The following is a 17,045-nucleotide window of genomic DNA, read 5'->3' on the forward strand; positions in this document are numbered from 1 at the left end:
CCACCCTCTCCCCGTCCGTTCCCTCGGGCCGAGCCTGCCCCATCCGCGCCGCGCGCGTGGCCGGTATGCGCCGGCGCCTGCATACTCTTTGCATAAGAGTACGGCGCGACGTATAGTCATGCCATCGAGAGGGAGGCAGAGAACCATGGTGGTACGTGCCGCAGTGGCCGGAGCGAGTGGGTACGCGGGCGGGGAGCTGTTGCGTCTGCTGCTGGCCCACCCCGGTGTCGAGATCGGTGCGCTGACCGGGAACTCCAACGCGGGACAGCGCCTCGGCGGCCTGCAGCCGCATCTGCTGCCCCTCGCCGACCGGATCCTGGAGCCGACCACCACCGAGGTGCTCGCCGGGCATGACGTCGTCTTCCTCGCCCTGCCGCACGGCCAGTCCGCCGCCGTCGCCGAGCAGCTGGGCGACGGCACCCTCGTCATCGACATGGGTGCCGACTTCCGGCTGAAGGACGCGGGCGACTGGGAGAAGTTCTACGGCTCGCCGCACGCCGGGACCTGGCCCTACGGCCTGCCCGAGCTGCCCGGCGCACGCCAGGCGCTCCAGGGCGGCAAGCGGATCGCCGTCCCGGGCTGCTACCCGACCGCCGTCTCCCTCGCCCTCGTCCCCGCGTACGCGGCCGGTCTGGCCGAGGCCGAGGCCGTGATCGTCGCCGCCACCGGCACCTCCGGGGCGGGCAAGGCCCTCAAGCCGCATCTGCTGGGCAGCGAGGTCATGGGGTCGATGTCCCCGTACGGCGTCGGCGGCGGACACCGGCACACCCCCGAGATGATCCAGAACCTCAGCGCCGCCGCGGGGGAGCGCGTGAGCGTCTCCTTCACGCCGACCCTCGCCCCCATGGCCCGCGGCATCCTCGCCACCTGCAACGTCAAGGCGAAGCCGGGGGTGACCGCCGAGGCCGTACGGGCGGCGTACGAGAAGGCGTACGCGGACGAGCCGTTCGTGTACGTGCTGCCCGAGGGGCAGTGGCCCGCCACCGCCTCCGTGTACGGCTCGAACGCCGTGCAGATCCAGGTCGCGTACGACGAGAGCGCCCAGCGGATCATCGTGATCAGCGCGATCGACAACCTCACCAAGGGCACCGCCGGCGGTGCCGTTCAGTCCATGAACATCGCTCTGGGTCTCGACGAGACCACGGGGCTCTCTACGATCGGAGTCGCGCCGTGAGTGTGACGGCAGCCAAGGGATTCCAGGCCGCGGGCATCGCCGCCGGAATCAAGGAGAACGGGAACCCCGACCTCGCGCTCGTCGTCAACCGCGGCCCCCGCCGGGCGGCGGCCGGTGTCTTCACCTCCAACCGCGTCAAGGCCGCTCCCGTCCTGTGGTCCGAGCAGGTCCTGAAGAGCGGCCAGGTCGCGGCCGTCGTCCTCAACTCCGGTGGCGCCAACGCCTGTACGGGGCCGAAGGGCTTCCAGGACACGCACGCCACCGCCGAAAAGGTGGCCGATGTTCTCGACGGCGTGGACGCCGGAGAGGTCGCCGTCTGCTCGACCGGTCTGATCGGCGTCACCCTGCCGATGGACAAGCTGCTCCCGGGCGTCGGGCAGGTGGCCGCCGAACTCTCCGAGCACGGCGGCGAGAAGGCCGCCATCGCGATCAAGACGACCGACTCGGTGCACAAGACCGCCGTAGTGAGCCGCGGCGGCTGGACCGTCGGCGGCATGGCCAAGGGCGCGGGCATGCTCGCGCCGGGCCTCGCCACCATGCTGGTCGTCCTCACGACGGACGCGGCGCTCGACAGCGACGTACTCGACAAGGCGCTGCGGGACGCCACCCGGCTCACCTTCGACCGGGTCGACTCCGACGGCTGTATGTCGACGAACGACACGGTGCTGCTGCTCGCCTCGGGCGCGGCCGAAGTCACCCCGGAGTACGCCGAGTTCGCCGCCGCCGTCCGTGAGGTCTGCGACGACCTCGGCCAGCAGCTGATCCGCGACGCCGAGGGTGCCAGCAAGGACATCAAGGTCGAGGTCATCAACGCCGCGAGCGAGGCGGACGCCGTCGAGGTCGGCCGGTCCATCGCCCGCAACAACCTCCTCAAGTGCGCCATCCACGGCGAGGACCCCAACTGGGGCCGTGTCCTCTCCGCGATCGGCACGACCGAGGCCGCGTTCGACCCGAACCAGCTGAACGTCGCGATCAACGGCGTCTGGGTCTGCAAGAACGGCGGCGTCGGCGAGGACCGCGACAACGTCGACATGCGCTACCGCGAGGTGCACATCGTCGCCGACCTCGCGGCCGGCGGCGAGACCGCCACGATCTGGACCAACGACCTGACCGCCGACTACGTCCACGAGAACAGCGCGTACTCCTCATGAGCGATCCCAAGAGCCCCGGCCATTCCAGCGGCACGACCCGCAAGCACACCGCGCTGCCCAAGGCGCAGATCCTCATCGAGGCGCTGCCCTGGCTGACCCGGCACCAGGGCAAGACCGTCGTCATCAAGTTCGGCGGAAACGCCATGGTGGACGAGGAGCTGAAGGCCGCCTTCGCGCAGGATGTCGTCTTCCTGCACCACGCGGGACTCAGGCCCGTCGTCGTGCACGGCGGCGGCCCGCAGATCAGCAAGGCGCTCGACCGGCACGGCATCGTCAGCGAGTTCAAGGCGGGCCTCAGGGTCACGACCGAGGACGCGATGGACGTCGTACGGATGGTGCTCGCCGGACAGGTGCAGCGCGAGCTCGTCGGGCTGCTCAACCAGCACGGCCCGCTCGCCATCGGCCTCACCGGCGAGGACGCGCACACGATGACCGCGACCAAGCACCAGCCGCGGGTGGACGGCGAGTTGGTCGACATCGGCCGGGTCGGCGAGATCACCGAGATCGACACCGGCGCCATCGAAGCCCTGCTCGCCGACGGCCGCATCCCGGTCGTCTCCTCGATCGCCCGCTCCCAGGACGACGGACATGTCTACAACGTCAATGCTGATACGGCGGCTGCGGCACTCGCTGCTGCGCTGGATGCCGAAACCCTGATGGTCCTGACCGACGTCGAGGGCCTCTACGAGGACTGGCCGAACTCCGACGAGGTCATCAGCAGGCTCACCGCCACCGAACTGGAGAAGCTCCTCCCGGAGCTGGCGAGCGGCATGGTCCCCAAGATGGAGGGCTGTCTGCACGCCGTACGCAACGGGGTGCACACCGCCCGCGTGATCGACGGGCGCGTACCGCACTCCATCCTTCTGGAGATCTTCACCGATGAAGGCATCGGCACGATGGTCGTGCCCGATGCCGCACCCGAGGGGGACGCAGCATGAGCAACGCCGGATTCGCCGAGCGCTGGCAAGGCGCGATGATGAACAACTACGGCACCCCGCGCATGACGCTCAGTCGCGGCGAGGGCCTCAAGGTCTGGGACGCCGACGGCACCGAGTACCTCGACTTCGTCGGCGGTATCGCCGTGAACGCGCTCGGCCACGCCCACCCGGCGGTCGTCCGCGCGGTCAGCGACCAGGTCGCGACCCTCGGCCAGGTCTCCAACCTGTTCATCGCCGAGCCGACCGTCGCCCTCGCCGAACACCTTCTGCGCTGCTTCGGCCGCGCGGGCCGCGTCTTCTTCTGCAACTCCGGTACGGAGGCGAACGAGGCGGCGTTCAAGCTCGGCCGGCTCACCGGACGCGGCCACATGGTCGCGACCCACGGCGGCTTCCACGGGCGGACCATGGGTGCCCTCGCGCTCACCGGGCAGCCCGGCAAGCAGGACGGTTTCGGCCCGCTGCCCGGCGATGTCACCCATGTCCCGTACGGGGACGTCGAGGCGCTGCGGGCGGCCGTGACCGCGGACACCGCGTTCGTGGTGATCGAGCCGATCCAGGGCGAGAACGGCGTGGTCGTACCGCCCGCCGGCTACCTCACGGCCGCGCGCGAGATCACCCGCGCCACCGGGACGCTGCTTGTGCTCGACGAGGTGCAGACCGGGATCGGACGGACCGGGCAATGGTTCGAGTACCTCGCGCACGAAGGCGTCGAGCCCGATGTCGTCACGCTCGCCAAGGGACTCGGCGGCGGCCTCCCGCTGGGCGCGCTCGTCGCGTTCGGACCGGCGGCCGAGCTGCTCAGGCCCGGTCAGCACGGCACGACCTTCGGCGGCAACCCCATCGCGTGCGCCGCCGGACTCGCCGTACTGGAGACGATCGAGGCCGACGGACTGCTCGACAACGTGAAGCTCCGGAGCGAGCAGCTCCGCGACGGAATCGAGAACGTGGGACATGCGCTGGTCGGCCATGTCCGTGGCGCGGGCCTGCTGCTGGGTATCGTGCTCACCGAGCCGCTCGCGCCCCAGGTGCAGCAGGCGGCTCAGGAGGCCGGGATCCTGGTGAACGCACCCGCGCCCGATGTGATCCGCCTGATGCCGGCGCTCACCATCGGCGAGGCCGAGGTGGCGGCGTTCCTCCAGGCGCTGCCCGGCATCCTCGACGCTGCGCAGGACGGACGCGGAGAATGAGGCGACGATGAGCCAGGTTCAGGGCAACGACCAGAACGGCCCGTCGGTGCCGCAGACGCGGACCGCGCGGCACCGCAGGATCGTGGACATCCTCAACCGTCAACCGGTGCGCTCGCAGAGCCAGTTGGCGAAGCTGCTCGCGGACGACGGGCTGACCGTCACACAGGCCACGCTCTCGCGGGACCTCGACGAGCTGGGTGCGGTGAAGATCCGCAACACCGGCGGTGAGCTGATCTACGCGGTCCCGAGCGAGGGCGGGTTCCGTACGCCGCAGGCGCCGCTCGGCGAGTCCGCCAAGGAGGAGCGGATGCGGCGGCTCGCGGGCGAGCTGCTGATCTCGGCGGAGGCCTCGGCGAACCTCGTCGTCCTGCGGACGCCGCCGGGGGCGGCGCAGTTCCTCGCGTCGGCGATCGACCAGGCCGAGCTGCATCCGATCCTCGGGACGATCGCCGGTGACGACACCGTGATGCTGATCAGCCGGGATCCGGAGGGCGGGCAGGCCCTGGCGGACCATCTGCTCAAGCTGGCCCAGCGGAGCTAGCCGATGTTCCGGTGCGGCCGGTCCGCGGGTTTCCCGCGGGCCGGCCGCTCTGTGTCCGGCGAGGGCGGCGCGGCGGGCCGGATTGACGAACCATGCAGGGCTCTGCATAATCATGCATAGGCGGGAGCCTGAGAGAGCCTGAGAGTCTGAGGAGCAAGCGCAGTGAGCAGCAACAACAGCGGTGACGTCCGGCTCTGGGGCGGCCGTTTCGCCGACGGCCCCGCCGACGCCTTGGCGAAGCTGTCCGCGTCGGTCCACTTCGACATGCGGCTCGCGCCGTACGACATCGCCGGCTCGCGTGCGCACGCCCGCGTGCTGCACAAGGCGGGGCTGCTCACGGCCGACGAGCTGGAGCGCATGATCGCGGGCCTCGACCAGCTCGAACAGGACGTCGCGAGCGGTGCGTTCACCGCCACGATCGCCGACGAGGACTGCCACACCGCCCTGGAGCGCGGCCTCCTGGAGCGGCTCGGCGCCGAACTCGGCGGCAAGCTGCGGGCGGGCCGGTCCCGCAACGACCAGGTGGCCACGCTCTTCCGGATGTACCTGCGCGACCACGCCCGGATCATCGGCGGCCTGATCGCCGGCCTTCAGGGCGCGCTCGTCGGCCTCGCCGAGGAACACCCGGACGTGGCGATGCCCGGCCGGACGCACCTCCAGCACGCACAGCCGGTGCTCTTCGCCCACCACGTCCTCGCGCACGTCCAGTCGCTCTCGCGGGACGCCGAGCGGCTGCGGCAGTGGGACGAGCGCACGGCCGTCTCGCCGTACGGCTCCGGCGCGCTCGCCGGGTCGAGCCTCGGGCTCGACCCCGAGGCGGTCGCCGCCGACCTCGGCTTCGAGCACGGCAGCGCGGGCAACTCCATCGACGGCACGGCCTCGCGTGACTTCGTCGCCGAGTTCGCCTTCATCACCGCGATGATCGGTGTGAACCTCTCCCGGATCGCCGAAGAGGTCATCATCTGGAACACGAAGGAGTTCTCCTTCGTGACGCTGCACGACGCGTTCTCCACGGGCTCGTCGATCATGCCGCAGAAGAAGAACCCCGACATCGCCGAGCTGGCGCGGGGCAAGTCGGGACGCCTCATCGGCAATCTGACCGGCCTGATGGCGACGCTCAAGGCGCTGCCCCTCGCGTACAACCGCGACCTCCAGGAGGACAAGGAGCCGGTCTTCGACTCCTGCGACCAGCTGGAGATCCTGCTGCCCGCGTTCACGGGCATGATGGCCACGCTCACGGTCCACCGCGACCGCATGGAGGAGCTCGCCCCCGCCGGCTTCTCGCTCGCGACGGACATCGCCGAGTGGCTGGTCAAGCAGGGCGTCCCCTTCCGTGTCGCGCACGAGGTCGCGGGGGAGTGCGTCAAGGTCGCCGAGTCCGAGGGCAAGGAACTGGACGAGCTCACGGACGAGCAGTTCGCGAAGATCTCCGCCCATCTGACCCCCGAGGTCCGCACGGTCCTCACGGTCCCGGGCGCCCTCGCCTCCCGCGACGGCCGCGGCGGCACGGCACCGTCCGCGGTGGCGGTCCAGCTGGCGGAGGTCAAGCAGGATCTGGACGTCCAGCTGGCCTGGGCCGAGGCGAAGAAGTAGGCAGCGAAGAAGTAGGCAGCGAAGAAGTAGGCCGTGCGAGCAAGAGGGGCCCGGTCACCGTCATGGTGGCCGGGCCCTTTTGCGTGCCGGGGCGGGCGCGCCGAGAGACGGCAGCATCCCACGTGAGACAAAGATGTCTCACGTGGGGTACAGTCGTCTCATGGCAGTCGACCGTGAGCACATCCTGCACAGCGCCGCCGCGCTCCTGACCCGCAAGGCCACGTCCACCATGGACGAGGTGGCCAAGGCGGCCGGGATCAGCCGCGCCACCCTGCACCGGCAGTTCGCCGGACGGGACGCGCTGATCAGGGCGCTGGAAGAGCTGGGCCTCAGCCGGCTGGAGGCCGCGGTCGACGCGGCCCGGCTCGACGAGGGTGACGCCGCAGACGCGGTCCGCCGCCTCGTCACCGAGGTCGAGCCCGTCGCCGGTGTCCTCGCCTTCCTCGTCACCGAGAACCAGCTCTTCGAGTCCGAGGGGATGAACGAGGGCTGGAGCCGGCTCGACGCCCGGATCGAGGCCCTGTTCCGACGCGGCCAGGAGTCCGGCGAGTTCCGGGTCGACCTGTCCGCCACCTGGCTGTCCGAGGCCCTGTACGGCCTCATCAGCTCCGGTGCCTGGGCCGTGCAGGACGGCCGGGTCGCCGCCAAGGATTTCCAGTTCATGATCGTCGAGCTGCTGCTCGGCGGCGTACGACGGAGTGCATAGCCATGACCACCACCCGAGACGCGATAACAGCCGAGAAGGCGGCCGCCCCTCACCCGGGCCGCTGGCTGGCCATGTCCGTCCTGGCCCTCGCCGTGCTGCTCGTCGGCATCGACGCGACGGTGCTCGGCCTGGCCACCCCCTACATCAGCGAGGACCTGCGCCCCAGCGGCACCCAGCTGCTGTGGATCGGTGACGTCTACTCGTTCGTGATCGCCGGTCTGCTGGTCTCCATGGGCAGCCTCGGTGACCGCATCGGCCGTAAGAAGCTGCTGCTCATCGGCTCGGTCGCGTTCGGCGCGGTGTCCGTGCTCAACGCGTACGCCACCACGCCCGAGATGATGATCCTGGCCCGCGCGCTGCTCGGTGTCGCCGGTGCCACCCTGATGCCCTCGACGCTCGCGCTGATCCGCAACATCTTCCACGACCCGCGCGAGCGCTCACTCGCCGTCGGTATCTGGGGTGCGATGGCCTCGGCCGGTGCCGCCGTCGGTCCCGTCGTCGGCGGTTTCCTGCTCGAGCACTTCTGGTGGGGCTCGGTCTTCCTGATCAACCTGCCGGTGATGGCCGTCCTGGTGCTCGTCGGCATCAAGCTCCTGCCCGAGTCGAAGAACCCGGCGCCCGGCCCGTGGGACCTGCTCAGTGTCGGGCTCTCCCTCGTCGGCATCGTCTCGATCGTGTACGCGATCAAGGAGGCGGCCGCCCACGGCTTCGGGCTCAACGTCCTGGCCACCGCGGTGATCGGTGTCGGCACGCTGATCTGGTTCGTACGGCGTCAGCGCACCCTGCCCGCACCGCTGCTCAACGTCGAGCTCTTCCGCAACCGCGGTTTCTCCGGGGCCGTCCTCGCGGATCTGCTGACCATCCTCGGTCTGTCGGGTCTGGTGTTCTTCCTGTCGCAGTTCCTGCAACTGGTCCAGGAACGGCAGCCGTTGGAGGCGGGCCTGGCCGAACTGCCGGCGGCCCTCGGCGCGGTGACGGCGGGTCTGATCGCCGGACACGTCGCCCGCCGCTTCTCGGTCCGTACCGTCGTCGCGGGCGGACTCGCGGCCGTCGGCGGTGCGCTCGGCGTGCTCACCCTGCTCGACCGCGGCACGGGCTACCCGATGCTCGGCACGGTGCTCCTGGTCGTCGGCGTCGGCGCGGGCTTCGCGTTCACCGTCACGGCGGACGTGATCCTCTCCAGCGTGCCGAAGGAGCAGGCCGGTTCGGCCTCCGCGGTCTCGGAGACGGCATACGAACTCGGTGCCGCGCTCGGTATCGCCCTGCTCGGCTCGATCGTCACCGGCGTCTACCGTGACTTCTCGGCGCCGGCCGGGCTGCCCGCAGGCACCACGGACGCCGCCCGTGAATCCCTGGGCGGTGCCTGGGAGTCGGCGGGCTCCCTGCCCGCCGAGCAGGGCGCGGCCCTGCTCACCACGGCGCAGGACGCGTTCGTGGACGGTCTGCGCATGGCGGCGGGCGTGGGCTCCGCGGTGCTGCTCGCCGCGGCGGTCGCGGCCTGGTTCCTGCTGCGCGGACAGAAGCTGGCGGACCACGTCGAGCACTGACGTATACGGACCACGTCGAGCACTGACGTACCGCGAGCCGTAAGAGTCGGGGAGCGCTGCCGGAAGGCGGCGCTCCCCGACGCCTTCTGTCCCGCGGCACCACCGGGTGGGACGCTCAATGGGTTGGGCAGCCCAGGAGGAAGCATGAGCGACCCCTACCGCCAAGGACCCGTCGACCCCGCCGTCACTCAGGGCATCGCGCAGCCCGGCAGCTTCGGACCGCCCCACCCGACGCAGGCGTATCCGGCGCGGCCGTATGCGCCGGTCCCTTCGTATACGACGCCGTACGCCCCGCTCCCCGAAACGCCCGGACCGAGGCGCCGCACCCCGCGCCCGGTCCTCGCCGCGGTCGTCGCCGCCGTCCTCGCGGGCGGAGCGGCCGGTTACGGGGCCGGGCAGTGGGGGGACAGGGACGGCGGGCCGCCCGGCGCGCGCGACACCACGGGGCTGGACTCCGTGGCCGCGCGGGTGCTGCCCAGCGTCCTTTCCGTCGAAGCGTCCGGCGGACAGGGGTCCGGATTCGTCTTCGACGCGGACGGACGCGTCCTCACCAACGCCCATGTCGTGGGCGAGAGTTCACAGGTGTCCGTCGTCCTGCAGAGCGGACGCCGGCTCGACGCCGAGGTGCTCGGCACGGATCCCGACCTCGACGTGGCGGTCCTGCGCCCCGCCCGTACGGAAGGTCTCAGGGCGGCCGTGCTCGCGCCCGACGCCGAACCGTCCGTCGGCGACACGGTCCTTGCCATCGGTTCCCCGCTCGGCCTGTCCGGGACGGTCACCGCGGGCATCGTGAGCGCGCTCGACCGCAAGGTCAGCCTCGGCGACGGCGACCGGCGCGCGCTGCAGACCGACGCGTCCATCAACCCGGGCAACTCCGGCGGACCGCTGGTCGACGCCGAGGGGCAGGTGATCGGGATCAACACCGCCATCGCCACCCTCGACCAGGAGCGCGGCGGCTCGATAGGGATCGGCTTCGCCATCCCGGTGGGCGAGGCGCTCCAGGCCGCGGAGACGATCGTGGCGTCGGGCGGGTGAGCCGCGCACCCACAGACCGAAGGGCGCCGTGCCCATCGGCACGACGCCCTTCGGAACTACCGACGGATCAGGCCGCCTTGGCCTTCGTGGCGTACATGTCCACGTACTCCTGACCGGACAGCGCGAGCACCTCGGACATCACCGAGTCGGTGACGGCCCGCAGCACATAGCGGTCGCGGTCCATGCCCTCGTACCGCGAGAACTCCATCGGCTCGCCGAAGCGGACCGTCACCTTGCCGGGCCGCGGCAGACCCGCGCCGCCCGGCTGGATCTTGTCGGTGCCGATCATCGCGAAGGGGATGACGGGCGCGCCGGTCATGAGCGTGAGCCGGGCGATGCCGGTGCGGCCGCGGTACAGACGGCCGTCGGGGGAGCGGGTGCCCTCCGGGTAGATCGAGAAGACCTTGCCCTCTTCGAGCACACGGCGGCCGGTCATCAGCGCGGCCACACCGCCGCGGCCGCCGTCGCGGTCCACGGGGATCATTCCGGTGCCGGAGAAGAACCAGGCCATGGCGCGGCCCTTGAGGCCCTTGCCCGTCACGTACTCGTCCTTGCCGATGAAGAAGACCTGCCGCTTCAGACACAGCGGCATGATCATCGAGTCGATGAACGTGAGGTGGTTGCCCGCGAGGATCACGGGCCCCGTGCCCGGAATGTTCTCCGCACCCTCCACCTGTGGGCGGAACATCAGGCGCAGAACCGGGCCGAGTACTGCCTTGATGAGGGTGAAGCGGGACAACGAATCCTCCGGAGTCAAGGGCTGGCGGGGTGGTCTGGGCGAGTTGTCTGTGCAGGTGAGGACGATACTCGCGGTTCCGCCGTCCTAGCGAGTCGGGTTCATCACGTGGATACGCAGAGTTGACGCGGCTTTGCGCTCAGTTTGCATTGCGTTGGCTTCAGGGGCTCCCCCTCGTCACATCAAGCCCCCTAGCATCGATGACTCGCGTTGACAGGTGCGGGACATCACAGACGGACGGTTACCACTCCTCGTACGAGGTCGTACGGCCTTACCGCAAGGCACGTACGGCGTCGTACGACGTCGGAAGGACCTCTATGACGCAGGGCAAGGCGACGCAGGGCAAGGCGAACGGGCAGCAGTCGAGCGGCGGGCCGGGACGGCGCGCACTGCTCACCACTGCGGTGCTCGGCGCGGGCGGCGTGGCACTCGGCGGTGCCGCACCCGCGGCCGCCGCGGATGAGCGCCGCCGTGGCGGCTACAGATCACTGCCGGTGCCGACCGTGATCGCGCACCGCGGCGCGAGCGGCTACCGGCCCGAGCACACCCTCGGCTCCTACCAGTTGGCGCTCGACATGGGTGCGGACGTGATCGAGCAGGACCTGGTGCCCACCAAGGACGGCCACCTCGTCTGCCGGCACGAGAACGACATCACGGGCACGACGGACGTCGCGGCCCACCCCGAGTTCGCCGACCGCAGGACGACGAAGAGCATCGACGGCGCCTCGCTCACGGGCTGGTTCACCGAGGACTTCACCCTCGCCGAACTGAAGACGCTGCGCGCCAAGGAGCGCATCCCCGGCAACCGCCAGGAGAACACCCTCTACGACGGCCGCTGGGAGGTGCCCACCCTGGAGGAGGTCTTCCAGTGGGCCGACCGCGAGGGACGCAGGCGGGGCCGCGAGATCTGGCTGCACATCGAGACCAAGCACCCCACGTACTTCCGGAGCATCGGCCTCGGTCTCGAGGAGCGGCTCGCGAAGCTCCTGCGCAAGTACGGGCGCCACAAGAAGCACTCCCCGAACTTCCTGCAGTCCTTCGAGCCGAGCAGCATCCAGCGGCTCGGCAAGCTGGTCGACGCCCCGCTCGTCGTGCTGCTCTCGTCGGCTAACTCGCGCCCCTGGGACTTCGTCGAGGCCGGTGACCCGCGGACGGTGGCCGACCTGGTCAAGCCCGAGGGCCTGAAGTGGATCGCCTCGTACGCCCAGGGCCTCGGCCCGACGCTCGACCTGATCATCCCGCGGGACGCGAGCGGCAAGCTCACCCAGCCCACCACGCTGGTGCGCGACGCCCACGCGAAGGGCCTGGTCCTGCACCCGTACACGATGCGCAACGAGAACACCTTCCTGCCCGCGGAGTTCCGCCGCGGGACCTCGGCCAACGACTACGGGGACGCCTTCGGCGCCTTCAAGGTGTGGTTCGAGACCGGCATCGACGGCATCTTCACCGACAACCCGGACACGGGGCTGCTCGCGGCCGCGGACTTCCGGAAGAACTGATCGTCAACCGGCCCGGCCCGAGCGCCCATTGCGGGTGATCCTGCGCTGCCCCGGCAACCCGCTGCCGGGGCAGCGCAGTCCTGAGGCGCATGAACGATCTCGTACACACCCTGGGTCCGCTGCTCACCGCCGAGGCCGCCGCCGAAGCGGCGCCGGGCATCGAGCCCGGCGACCTCGAACAGGCCGTCTGGCTGCGCCTCCTGGAACGGATCCACGAACAGGGCCCGCCGCCCGCGCCCGCCCGGTGGCTGCGCGACGCCGTCCGTGGCGAGGCGCGCCGTATGGCGCGGCGCGAGACGGGGTACGCGGACGACCCCGCGGCCGCCGCCGGCACCGGCCCCGAGGACCTCGTCCTGCGCTCCGAACACCGCCGCGCCCTGCACGCCGCGGTGCGCAGGCTGCCGGGCCGCTGCCCGCGGCTCCTGGCGGCGCTCCTGTCCCGCGAGGACCTCACCTACCGTGAGATCGCAGGGGAGTTGGGTATCTCACAGGGAAGTCTGGGCCCGGAACGTTCCCGATGCCTGGGTTGTCTGCGCAGAATCCTCGCGGCAGAGGTTGCGGCACCTGACCTGAGGGGAAAGGTGCGCTTGAAGCAACCGGCGGACAGGTGAGCGGGAGGCATGCGCACATGGGCATGAGCGTGACCATCTCTGCGGCGACCGAGCGGGACGCCGAGCAGATCCTCAAACTGCAGTACCTCTGCTACCAGAGCGAGGCGGAGCTCTACGGGGACTACTCGATCGAGCCCCTCACCCAGTCGCTCGACTCCATCCGGGCGGAACTCACCGCCGGCACGGTCCTCGTGGCCCGGCTCGGCACCGAGGTCGTCGCCTCGGTGCGCGGTCTCGTGGACGCGGACGGAACGGCCCGGATCAACAAGCTGATCGTGCACCCGCGGATGCAGCGGCACGGCCTCGGCGGCCGGCTCCTCATCGCGGTCGAGGAGCGCCTCGGCTCGGCCGGCCCCGTGAAGCACTACCAGCTGTTCACGGGCCACCGCTCCGAGAACAACCTGATGCTGTACCGCAAGCACGGCTACGTCCCCGTGGCGACCGAGGCGGTCAGCGAGCGGCTGACGCTGGTGACCCTCGCCAAGGACGCCGAGCCCGCGGCCTACGCGGCGAGCGCCTGAGCAGGCGGAGCGTCCTGAGCGGTCAGGGGATTCAGACGGCTGCGGCGGCGGTACGGGACCGGCGCAGCCAGAGGATCGCGGTGAACGGCAGCAGCACCGGGATGAACAGATAGCCCATGCCGAAGTCCGACCACACGGTGGCGTCGGGGAACGCGGACGGCTCGATCAGTGTCCACGTACCGACGACGAACACCCCCACCAACTCGGCGGCGCAGCAGGCCAGCGCGGCCTTGCGCGCCGTCTCGCCGCCGCGCACCAGGGTGTACGTGATGAAGGCGTACACCAGCGCGGCGATGGCGGAGAGGGAGTACGCGAGCGGGGCGCGGTCGAACTCCGTGGAGATCTGGTACGCCGAGCGCGAGACCGCGCCGACCACCATCACGCCGTAGAGCCAGACGAGCAGCATGCCGGGGCCGCTGATGAGCCGGGAGCGCCTGCCGCCCTGCGTGCCGTCCGCCATGTCAGCCACCCCAGATGTCATAGAGCCGCACCTCGAGCACGGCGAGAACCACCGCGGACGCGGCGACGGTCGCGCTGCCCCAGCGGGTGCGCTCGCCCAGCGACATGAACGCCGCCGCCGGAACCGCACAGGCCGAGCCGATCAGATACGCCACGAACAGCGTCGTGCCCTGCTCGGGCGCCTCGCCGCGCGCCAGCTGCACGATGCCCACGATCAGCTGCACCAGCGTGAGCAGGGTGACCACGGCCATGCCGATGAAGTGCCAGTCCTTGGTCGGCTGGTCACGGAAGGCGGCGAAACCGCACCAGGCGGCGAGCGCGAGCGCGGCCACCGAGGTCGCGATCGTCAGGGCGTCGAGCATGCCCGGAGCCTATTACGGGGCGAAAAGGCCCCGGTCGCCGGGCCTGACCGAGACGCGGTCTCCGGGCCTGACAGATACGAGGTCGCGACCAGCCGCCGCGCCCCCTTAGGGTCGAAACCATGAAGATCCAGGCCGAAGCCCTCCTGTTCGACAACGACGGCACCCTCATCTCCTCCATGGAGTCCGTCTACCGCTGCTGGACGCGCTGGGCGCAGGAGTACGGGATCACCGCCGAGGACTTCGAGGGGGTCGAACTGCACGGCCGCACCGCGGTCGAGATCATCGCCGAGCTGCTGCCCGCCGAGCGGATCCCCGAGGCCCTCGCCCGGATCGAGCAGCTTGAGGTCGAGGACGTGCCCGGCGGCGTCGTCGTCCTGCCCGGCACCAAGGAACTCCTCGGCTCGCTGCCCCGCGACCGCTGGGCCGTCGTCACCTCCGCGACCCGCCCGCTCGCCGAGGCCCGGCTGCACGAGGTCGGCATCGACTTCCCCACGTTGATCGCCGCCGACGACATCAGCCGCGGCAAGCCCGACCCCGAGCCCTTCCTGCTCGCCGCCGAGCGCCTCGGCGTCGACCCCGCCCGCTGTGTCGTCTTCGAGGACGCCCCCGCGGGCCTGGCGTCGGGCCGCGCCGCGGGCATGACGACCGTGGCGTTGGCCACAACGCACGACGCCGGCGAGCTGTCCGCCGATGTGGTCGTGACGGACCTGTCGGCGGTGTCCGCGCAGGCCGTGGACGGCGCCGTGGAGATCACCACCCGGGACTGAACCACCGTCGCGGGTGTCCGCACCATGGCATCCGTTGTCCGCTATACGGACACCCGCGGTCGATTCGTATGCAGGTCTGCTTTACTTGGGCCCATGACCACGACGAGCAGCCGCACCCTTGCGACCGAGGCGATGATGACGCCCGGTGCTCGTTGTATGTGTCGAATGCGCGCCTTCTAGAGGGCCCCTGCACGACTTTCCTCGCGCCCCGAAGCGAGACCGCCGCCCCGCGTCCCGACCTCGTGTCGGAGGACCGGACCGGCCCCCGCGCATGACGGACTCCCCGCTGAATCACGGCCTTTGCCGTGTCCTCGGACGTGCGGACGTCGCCGCGTGCGCGGGCTGTCAGAACTTCCGAAGAAGAATGCCCGTGCCCGGTGCACACGCTGCGCCGCGCACTCGACAGTGACGGAAACCCCAGTGATCACCACTTCCGGCCTGACCAAGGTCTACCGCTCACGCGGTCGTGAAGTAACCGCCCTCGACGGAGTCGACCTCCAGGTACGCGAGGGCGAGGTGTACGGCGTCATCGGCCAGTCCGGCGCCGGCAAGTCCTCGCTGATCCGCTGCGTCAACCTCCTGGAGAAGCCCACCTCCGGCACGGTGACCGTGGACGGCGTCGACCTCACCGCACTCGCCGGCCGCGGCCCGCGCGCCGGCAAGGAGCTGCGCGAGGCCCGCAGCAGGATCGGCATGGTCTTCCAGCACTTCAACCTGCTGTCCTCGCGCACCGTGCAGGGCAACGTCGAGGTGCCCCTGGAGATCCTCGGTGTCTCCGGCAAGGAGCGCTCCCGCAAGGCACTCGAACTCCTCGACCTGGTCGGCCTCGCCGACAAGGCGAAGAACTACCCGAGCCAGCTCTCCGGCGGCCAGAAGCAGCGCGTCGGCATCGCCCGCGCCCTGGCCGGCGACCCCAAGGTGCTGCTCTCCGACGAGGCCACCAGCGCCCTCGACCCCGAGACCACCCGCTCCATCCTGGAACTGATCCGCGACCTGAACCGCCAGCTCGGCCTCACGGTCCTCCTGATCACGCACGAGATGGACGTCGTCAAGACGATCTGCGACTCCGCGGCCCTCATGGAGCACGGCCGGATCGTCGAGTCCGGCACGGTCGCCGAGCTGCTCGCGACCCCCGGCTCCCAGCTCGCCGACGCCCTCTTCCCGGTCAGCGGCGAGGCCAGGGACGAGGACCGCACGGTCATCGACGTCACCTTCCACGGCGAGGCCGCCACCCAGCCGGTCATCTCGCAGCTCTCCCGTACGTACAACATCGACATCTCGATCCTGGGCGCCGCGATGGACACCGTCGGCGGCAAGCAGATCGGCCGGATGCGGATCGAGCTGCCGGGCCGTTACGAGGAGAACGTCGTCCCGATCGGCTTCCTGCGCGAGCAGGGCCTCCAGGTGGAGGTGGCCGGTGACGCCCCGGCCGCGCCCCTGCTCGTCAAGGAAGGGGTCGCGAAGTGACCTGGAACGAGATGCAGCCGCTCCTGGAGACCGCCTCCTGGGAGACCTTGACGATGGTCGGCTGGTCCACGCTGATCGCGATCGTCGGCGGACTCCCGCTCGGTGTCTTCCTGGTCCTGACCGACCGCGGCGGACTGCTGCAGAACGCGGCCGTCAACAAGGTCGTCGGCCAGATCGTGAACATCGGCCGCTCGATGCCCTTCATCATCCTGATGGTCGCCCTGATGCCGCTCACCCGGTCCATCACCGGCACCACCATCGGGGTCGAGGCCGCGATCGTGCCGCTGGCGATCGGTGCCATCCCGTTCTTCGCCCGTCTCGTGGAGACCTCCGTGCGCGAGGTCGACCACGGACTCGTCGAGGCCGTGCAGTCGATGGGCGGCAACACCTGGGCCGTGGTCCGCAAGGTCCTCGTGCCCGAGTCGCTGCCGTCGCTGATCTCCGGCGCCACCACGACGGTCGTCGCGCTCATCGGCTACTCGGCCATGGCCGGTGCGGTCGGCGGCGGCGGACTCGGCAACATCGCGATCACCTACGGCTACCAGCGCTTCGAGACCGGTCTCATGTGGGTGACCATCGCGATCCTCGCCGTGGTGATCTCCGTGATCCAGTTCGCGGGCGACTACGCGGCCCGCGCGGTGTCCCGCCGCGGCCGCGGCTCCACCGCTCCCAGGCTCCGTCTGCTCCGCAGCGCCCCGGCACCCGCCGCGGCCGTCGAGCCGACGAAGGCCTCCTGAGCCCCCGGCTCCCC

The 17,045-nt window shown here is 70.6% G+C and carries 18 protein-coding genes; 15 read left to right on the forward strand and 3 right to left on the reverse strand.

Translation table 11 applies throughout. The features are described 5' to 3' along the window. Nucleotides 1–145: 145 nt before the first annotated feature. The 9 genes from argC to ACIBI4_RS11670 all read left to right on the forward strand — a co-directional run bounded on the left by argC (nt 146) and on the right by ACIBI4_RS11670 (nt 9,872). Complete coding sequence (gene argC / locus ACIBI4_RS11630; protein ID WP_399203522.1) at nt 146–1,174, forward strand: N-acetyl-gamma-glutamyl-phosphate reductase; 1,029 nt, start codon at nt 146–148, stop codon at nt 1,172–1,174. Beyond that, a complete protein-coding gene (gene argJ / locus ACIBI4_RS11635) occupies nt 1,171–2,325 on the forward strand; it encodes a bifunctional glutamate N-acetyltransferase/amino-acid acetyltransferase ArgJ (RefSeq protein ID WP_399203523.1) in 1,155 nt (384 codons plus the stop codon). Before argC ends, argJ begins: the two co-directional genes overlap by 4 nt. Continuing rightward, the gene (gene argB, locus ACIBI4_RS11640; RefSeq protein WP_399203524.1) at nt 2,322–3,263 is read left to right on the forward strand and encodes an acetylglutamate kinase; all 942 of its coding nucleotides are present in this window, start codon (nt 2,322–2,324) and stop codon (nt 3,261–3,263) included. The genes argJ and argB overlap by 4 nt, the downstream gene beginning before the upstream one ends. Beyond that, nucleotides 3,260–4,450 (forward strand): acetylornithine transaminase, encoded by a 1,191-nt coding sequence (locus tag ACIBI4_RS11645; RefSeq protein ID WP_399203525.1) that lies wholly within the window; start codon nt 3,260–3,262, stop codon nt 4,448–4,450. Before argB ends, ACIBI4_RS11645 begins: the two co-directional genes overlap by 4 nt. Before the next feature lie 7 nt (nt 4,451–4,457). Next, a complete protein-coding gene (locus ACIBI4_RS11650; RefSeq protein WP_399203526.1) occupies nt 4,458–4,991 on the forward strand; it encodes an arginine repressor in 534 nt (177 codons plus the stop codon). A gap of 162 nt (nt 4,992–5,153) precedes the next feature. Then, the gene (gene argH, locus ACIBI4_RS11655) at nt 5,154–6,584 is read left to right on the forward strand and encodes an argininosuccinate lyase (RefSeq protein WP_399203527.1); all 1,431 of its coding nucleotides are present in this window, start codon (nt 5,154–5,156) and stop codon (nt 6,582–6,584) included. Nucleotides 6,585–6,744: 160 nt separating this feature from the next. Next, the gene (locus tag ACIBI4_RS11660) at nt 6,745–7,290 is read left to right on the forward strand and encodes a TetR/AcrR family transcriptional regulator (protein ID WP_399203528.1); all 546 of its coding nucleotides are present in this window, start codon (nt 6,745–6,747) and stop codon (nt 7,288–7,290) included. Nucleotides 7,291–7,292: 2 nt separating this feature from the next. After that, on the forward strand, nt 7,293–8,837 hold the full coding sequence (locus ACIBI4_RS11665; RefSeq protein ID WP_399203529.1) for an MFS transporter: 1,545 nt from the start codon (nt 7,293–7,295) through the stop codon (nt 8,835–8,837). A 144-nt stretch (nt 8,838–8,981) separates the two neighbouring features. Next, nucleotides 8,982–9,872 carry a S1C family serine protease gene (locus tag ACIBI4_RS11670; RefSeq protein ID WP_399203530.1) on the forward strand — a complete coding sequence of 297 codons (891 nt, stop codon included), beginning with the start codon at nt 8,982–8,984 and terminating at the stop codon, nt 9,870–9,872. Nucleotides 9,873–9,939: 67 nt separating this feature from the next. Here ACIBI4_RS11670 and ACIBI4_RS11675 read toward each other — a convergent pair whose 3' ends face one another. Continuing rightward, complete coding sequence (locus ACIBI4_RS11675) at nt 9,940–10,611, reverse strand: lysophospholipid acyltransferase family protein (protein WP_399203531.1); 672 nt, start codon at nt 10,609–10,611, stop codon at nt 9,940–9,942. Nucleotides 10,612–10,925: 314 nt separating this feature from the next. Here ACIBI4_RS11675 and ACIBI4_RS11680 point away from each other — a divergent pair, with 314 nt between their 5' ends. The 3 genes from ACIBI4_RS11680 (at nt 10,926) to ACIBI4_RS11690 (ending at nt 13,239) form a co-directional block, all read left to right on the forward strand. Continuing rightward, nucleotides 10,926–12,107 carry a glycerophosphodiester phosphodiesterase gene (locus ACIBI4_RS11680; RefSeq protein WP_399203532.1) on the forward strand — a complete coding sequence of 394 codons (1,182 nt, stop codon included), beginning with the start codon at nt 10,926–10,928 and terminating at the stop codon, nt 12,105–12,107. Between the two features lie 89 nt (nt 12,108–12,196). Next, nucleotides 12,197–12,718 carry an RNA polymerase sigma factor gene (locus ACIBI4_RS11685; protein ID WP_399203533.1) on the forward strand — a complete coding sequence of 174 codons (522 nt, stop codon included), beginning with the start codon at nt 12,197–12,199 and terminating at the stop codon, nt 12,716–12,718. A 17-nt stretch (nt 12,719–12,735) separates the two neighbouring features. Further along, nucleotides 12,736–13,239 (forward strand): GNAT family N-acetyltransferase, encoded by a 504-nt coding sequence (locus ACIBI4_RS11690; RefSeq protein ID WP_399203534.1) that lies wholly within the window; start codon nt 12,736–12,738, stop codon nt 13,237–13,239. Nucleotides 13,240–13,270: 31 nt separating this feature from the next. On the opposite strand, the gene ACIBI4_RS11695 is transcribed toward ACIBI4_RS11690, so the two are convergent. Next, complete coding sequence (locus tag ACIBI4_RS11695) at nt 13,271–13,720, reverse strand: hypothetical protein (protein WP_399203535.1); 450 nt, start codon at nt 13,718–13,720, stop codon at nt 13,271–13,273. Then, nucleotides 13,701–14,060, reverse strand: coding sequence for a hypothetical protein (locus ACIBI4_RS11700; protein ID WP_399203536.1), 360 nt, complete (start codon nt 14,058–14,060; stop codon nt 13,701–13,703). Before ACIBI4_RS11700 ends, ACIBI4_RS11695 begins: the two co-directional genes overlap by 20 nt. 119 nt (nt 14,061–14,179) lie before the next feature. Between ACIBI4_RS11700 and ACIBI4_RS11705 the strand changes: the two genes are divergently transcribed. From ACIBI4_RS11705 to ACIBI4_RS11715, 3 genes are all read left to right on the forward strand, one after another. Further along, the gene (locus ACIBI4_RS11705) at nt 14,180–14,827 is read left to right on the forward strand and encodes an HAD family hydrolase (RefSeq protein ID WP_399203537.1); all 648 of its coding nucleotides are present in this window, start codon (nt 14,180–14,182) and stop codon (nt 14,825–14,827) included. 420 nt (nt 14,828–15,247) lie between these two features. Continuing rightward, entirely contained in the window at nt 15,248–16,294 is a 1,047-nt protein-coding gene (locus ACIBI4_RS11710; RefSeq protein WP_399203538.1) for a methionine ABC transporter ATP-binding protein, read from the forward strand. Next, a complete protein-coding gene (locus ACIBI4_RS11715; protein ID WP_399203539.1) occupies nt 16,291–17,031 on the forward strand; it encodes a methionine ABC transporter permease in 741 nt (246 codons plus the stop codon). The genes ACIBI4_RS11710 and ACIBI4_RS11715 overlap by 4 nt, the downstream gene beginning before the upstream one ends. Nucleotides 17,032–17,045: the final 14 nt, after the last annotated feature.

It is taken from the genome of Streptomyces sp. NPDC050418 (assembly GCF_044458745.1).
GTDB lineage: Bacteria > Actinomycetota > Actinomycetes > Streptomycetales > Streptomycetaceae > Streptomyces.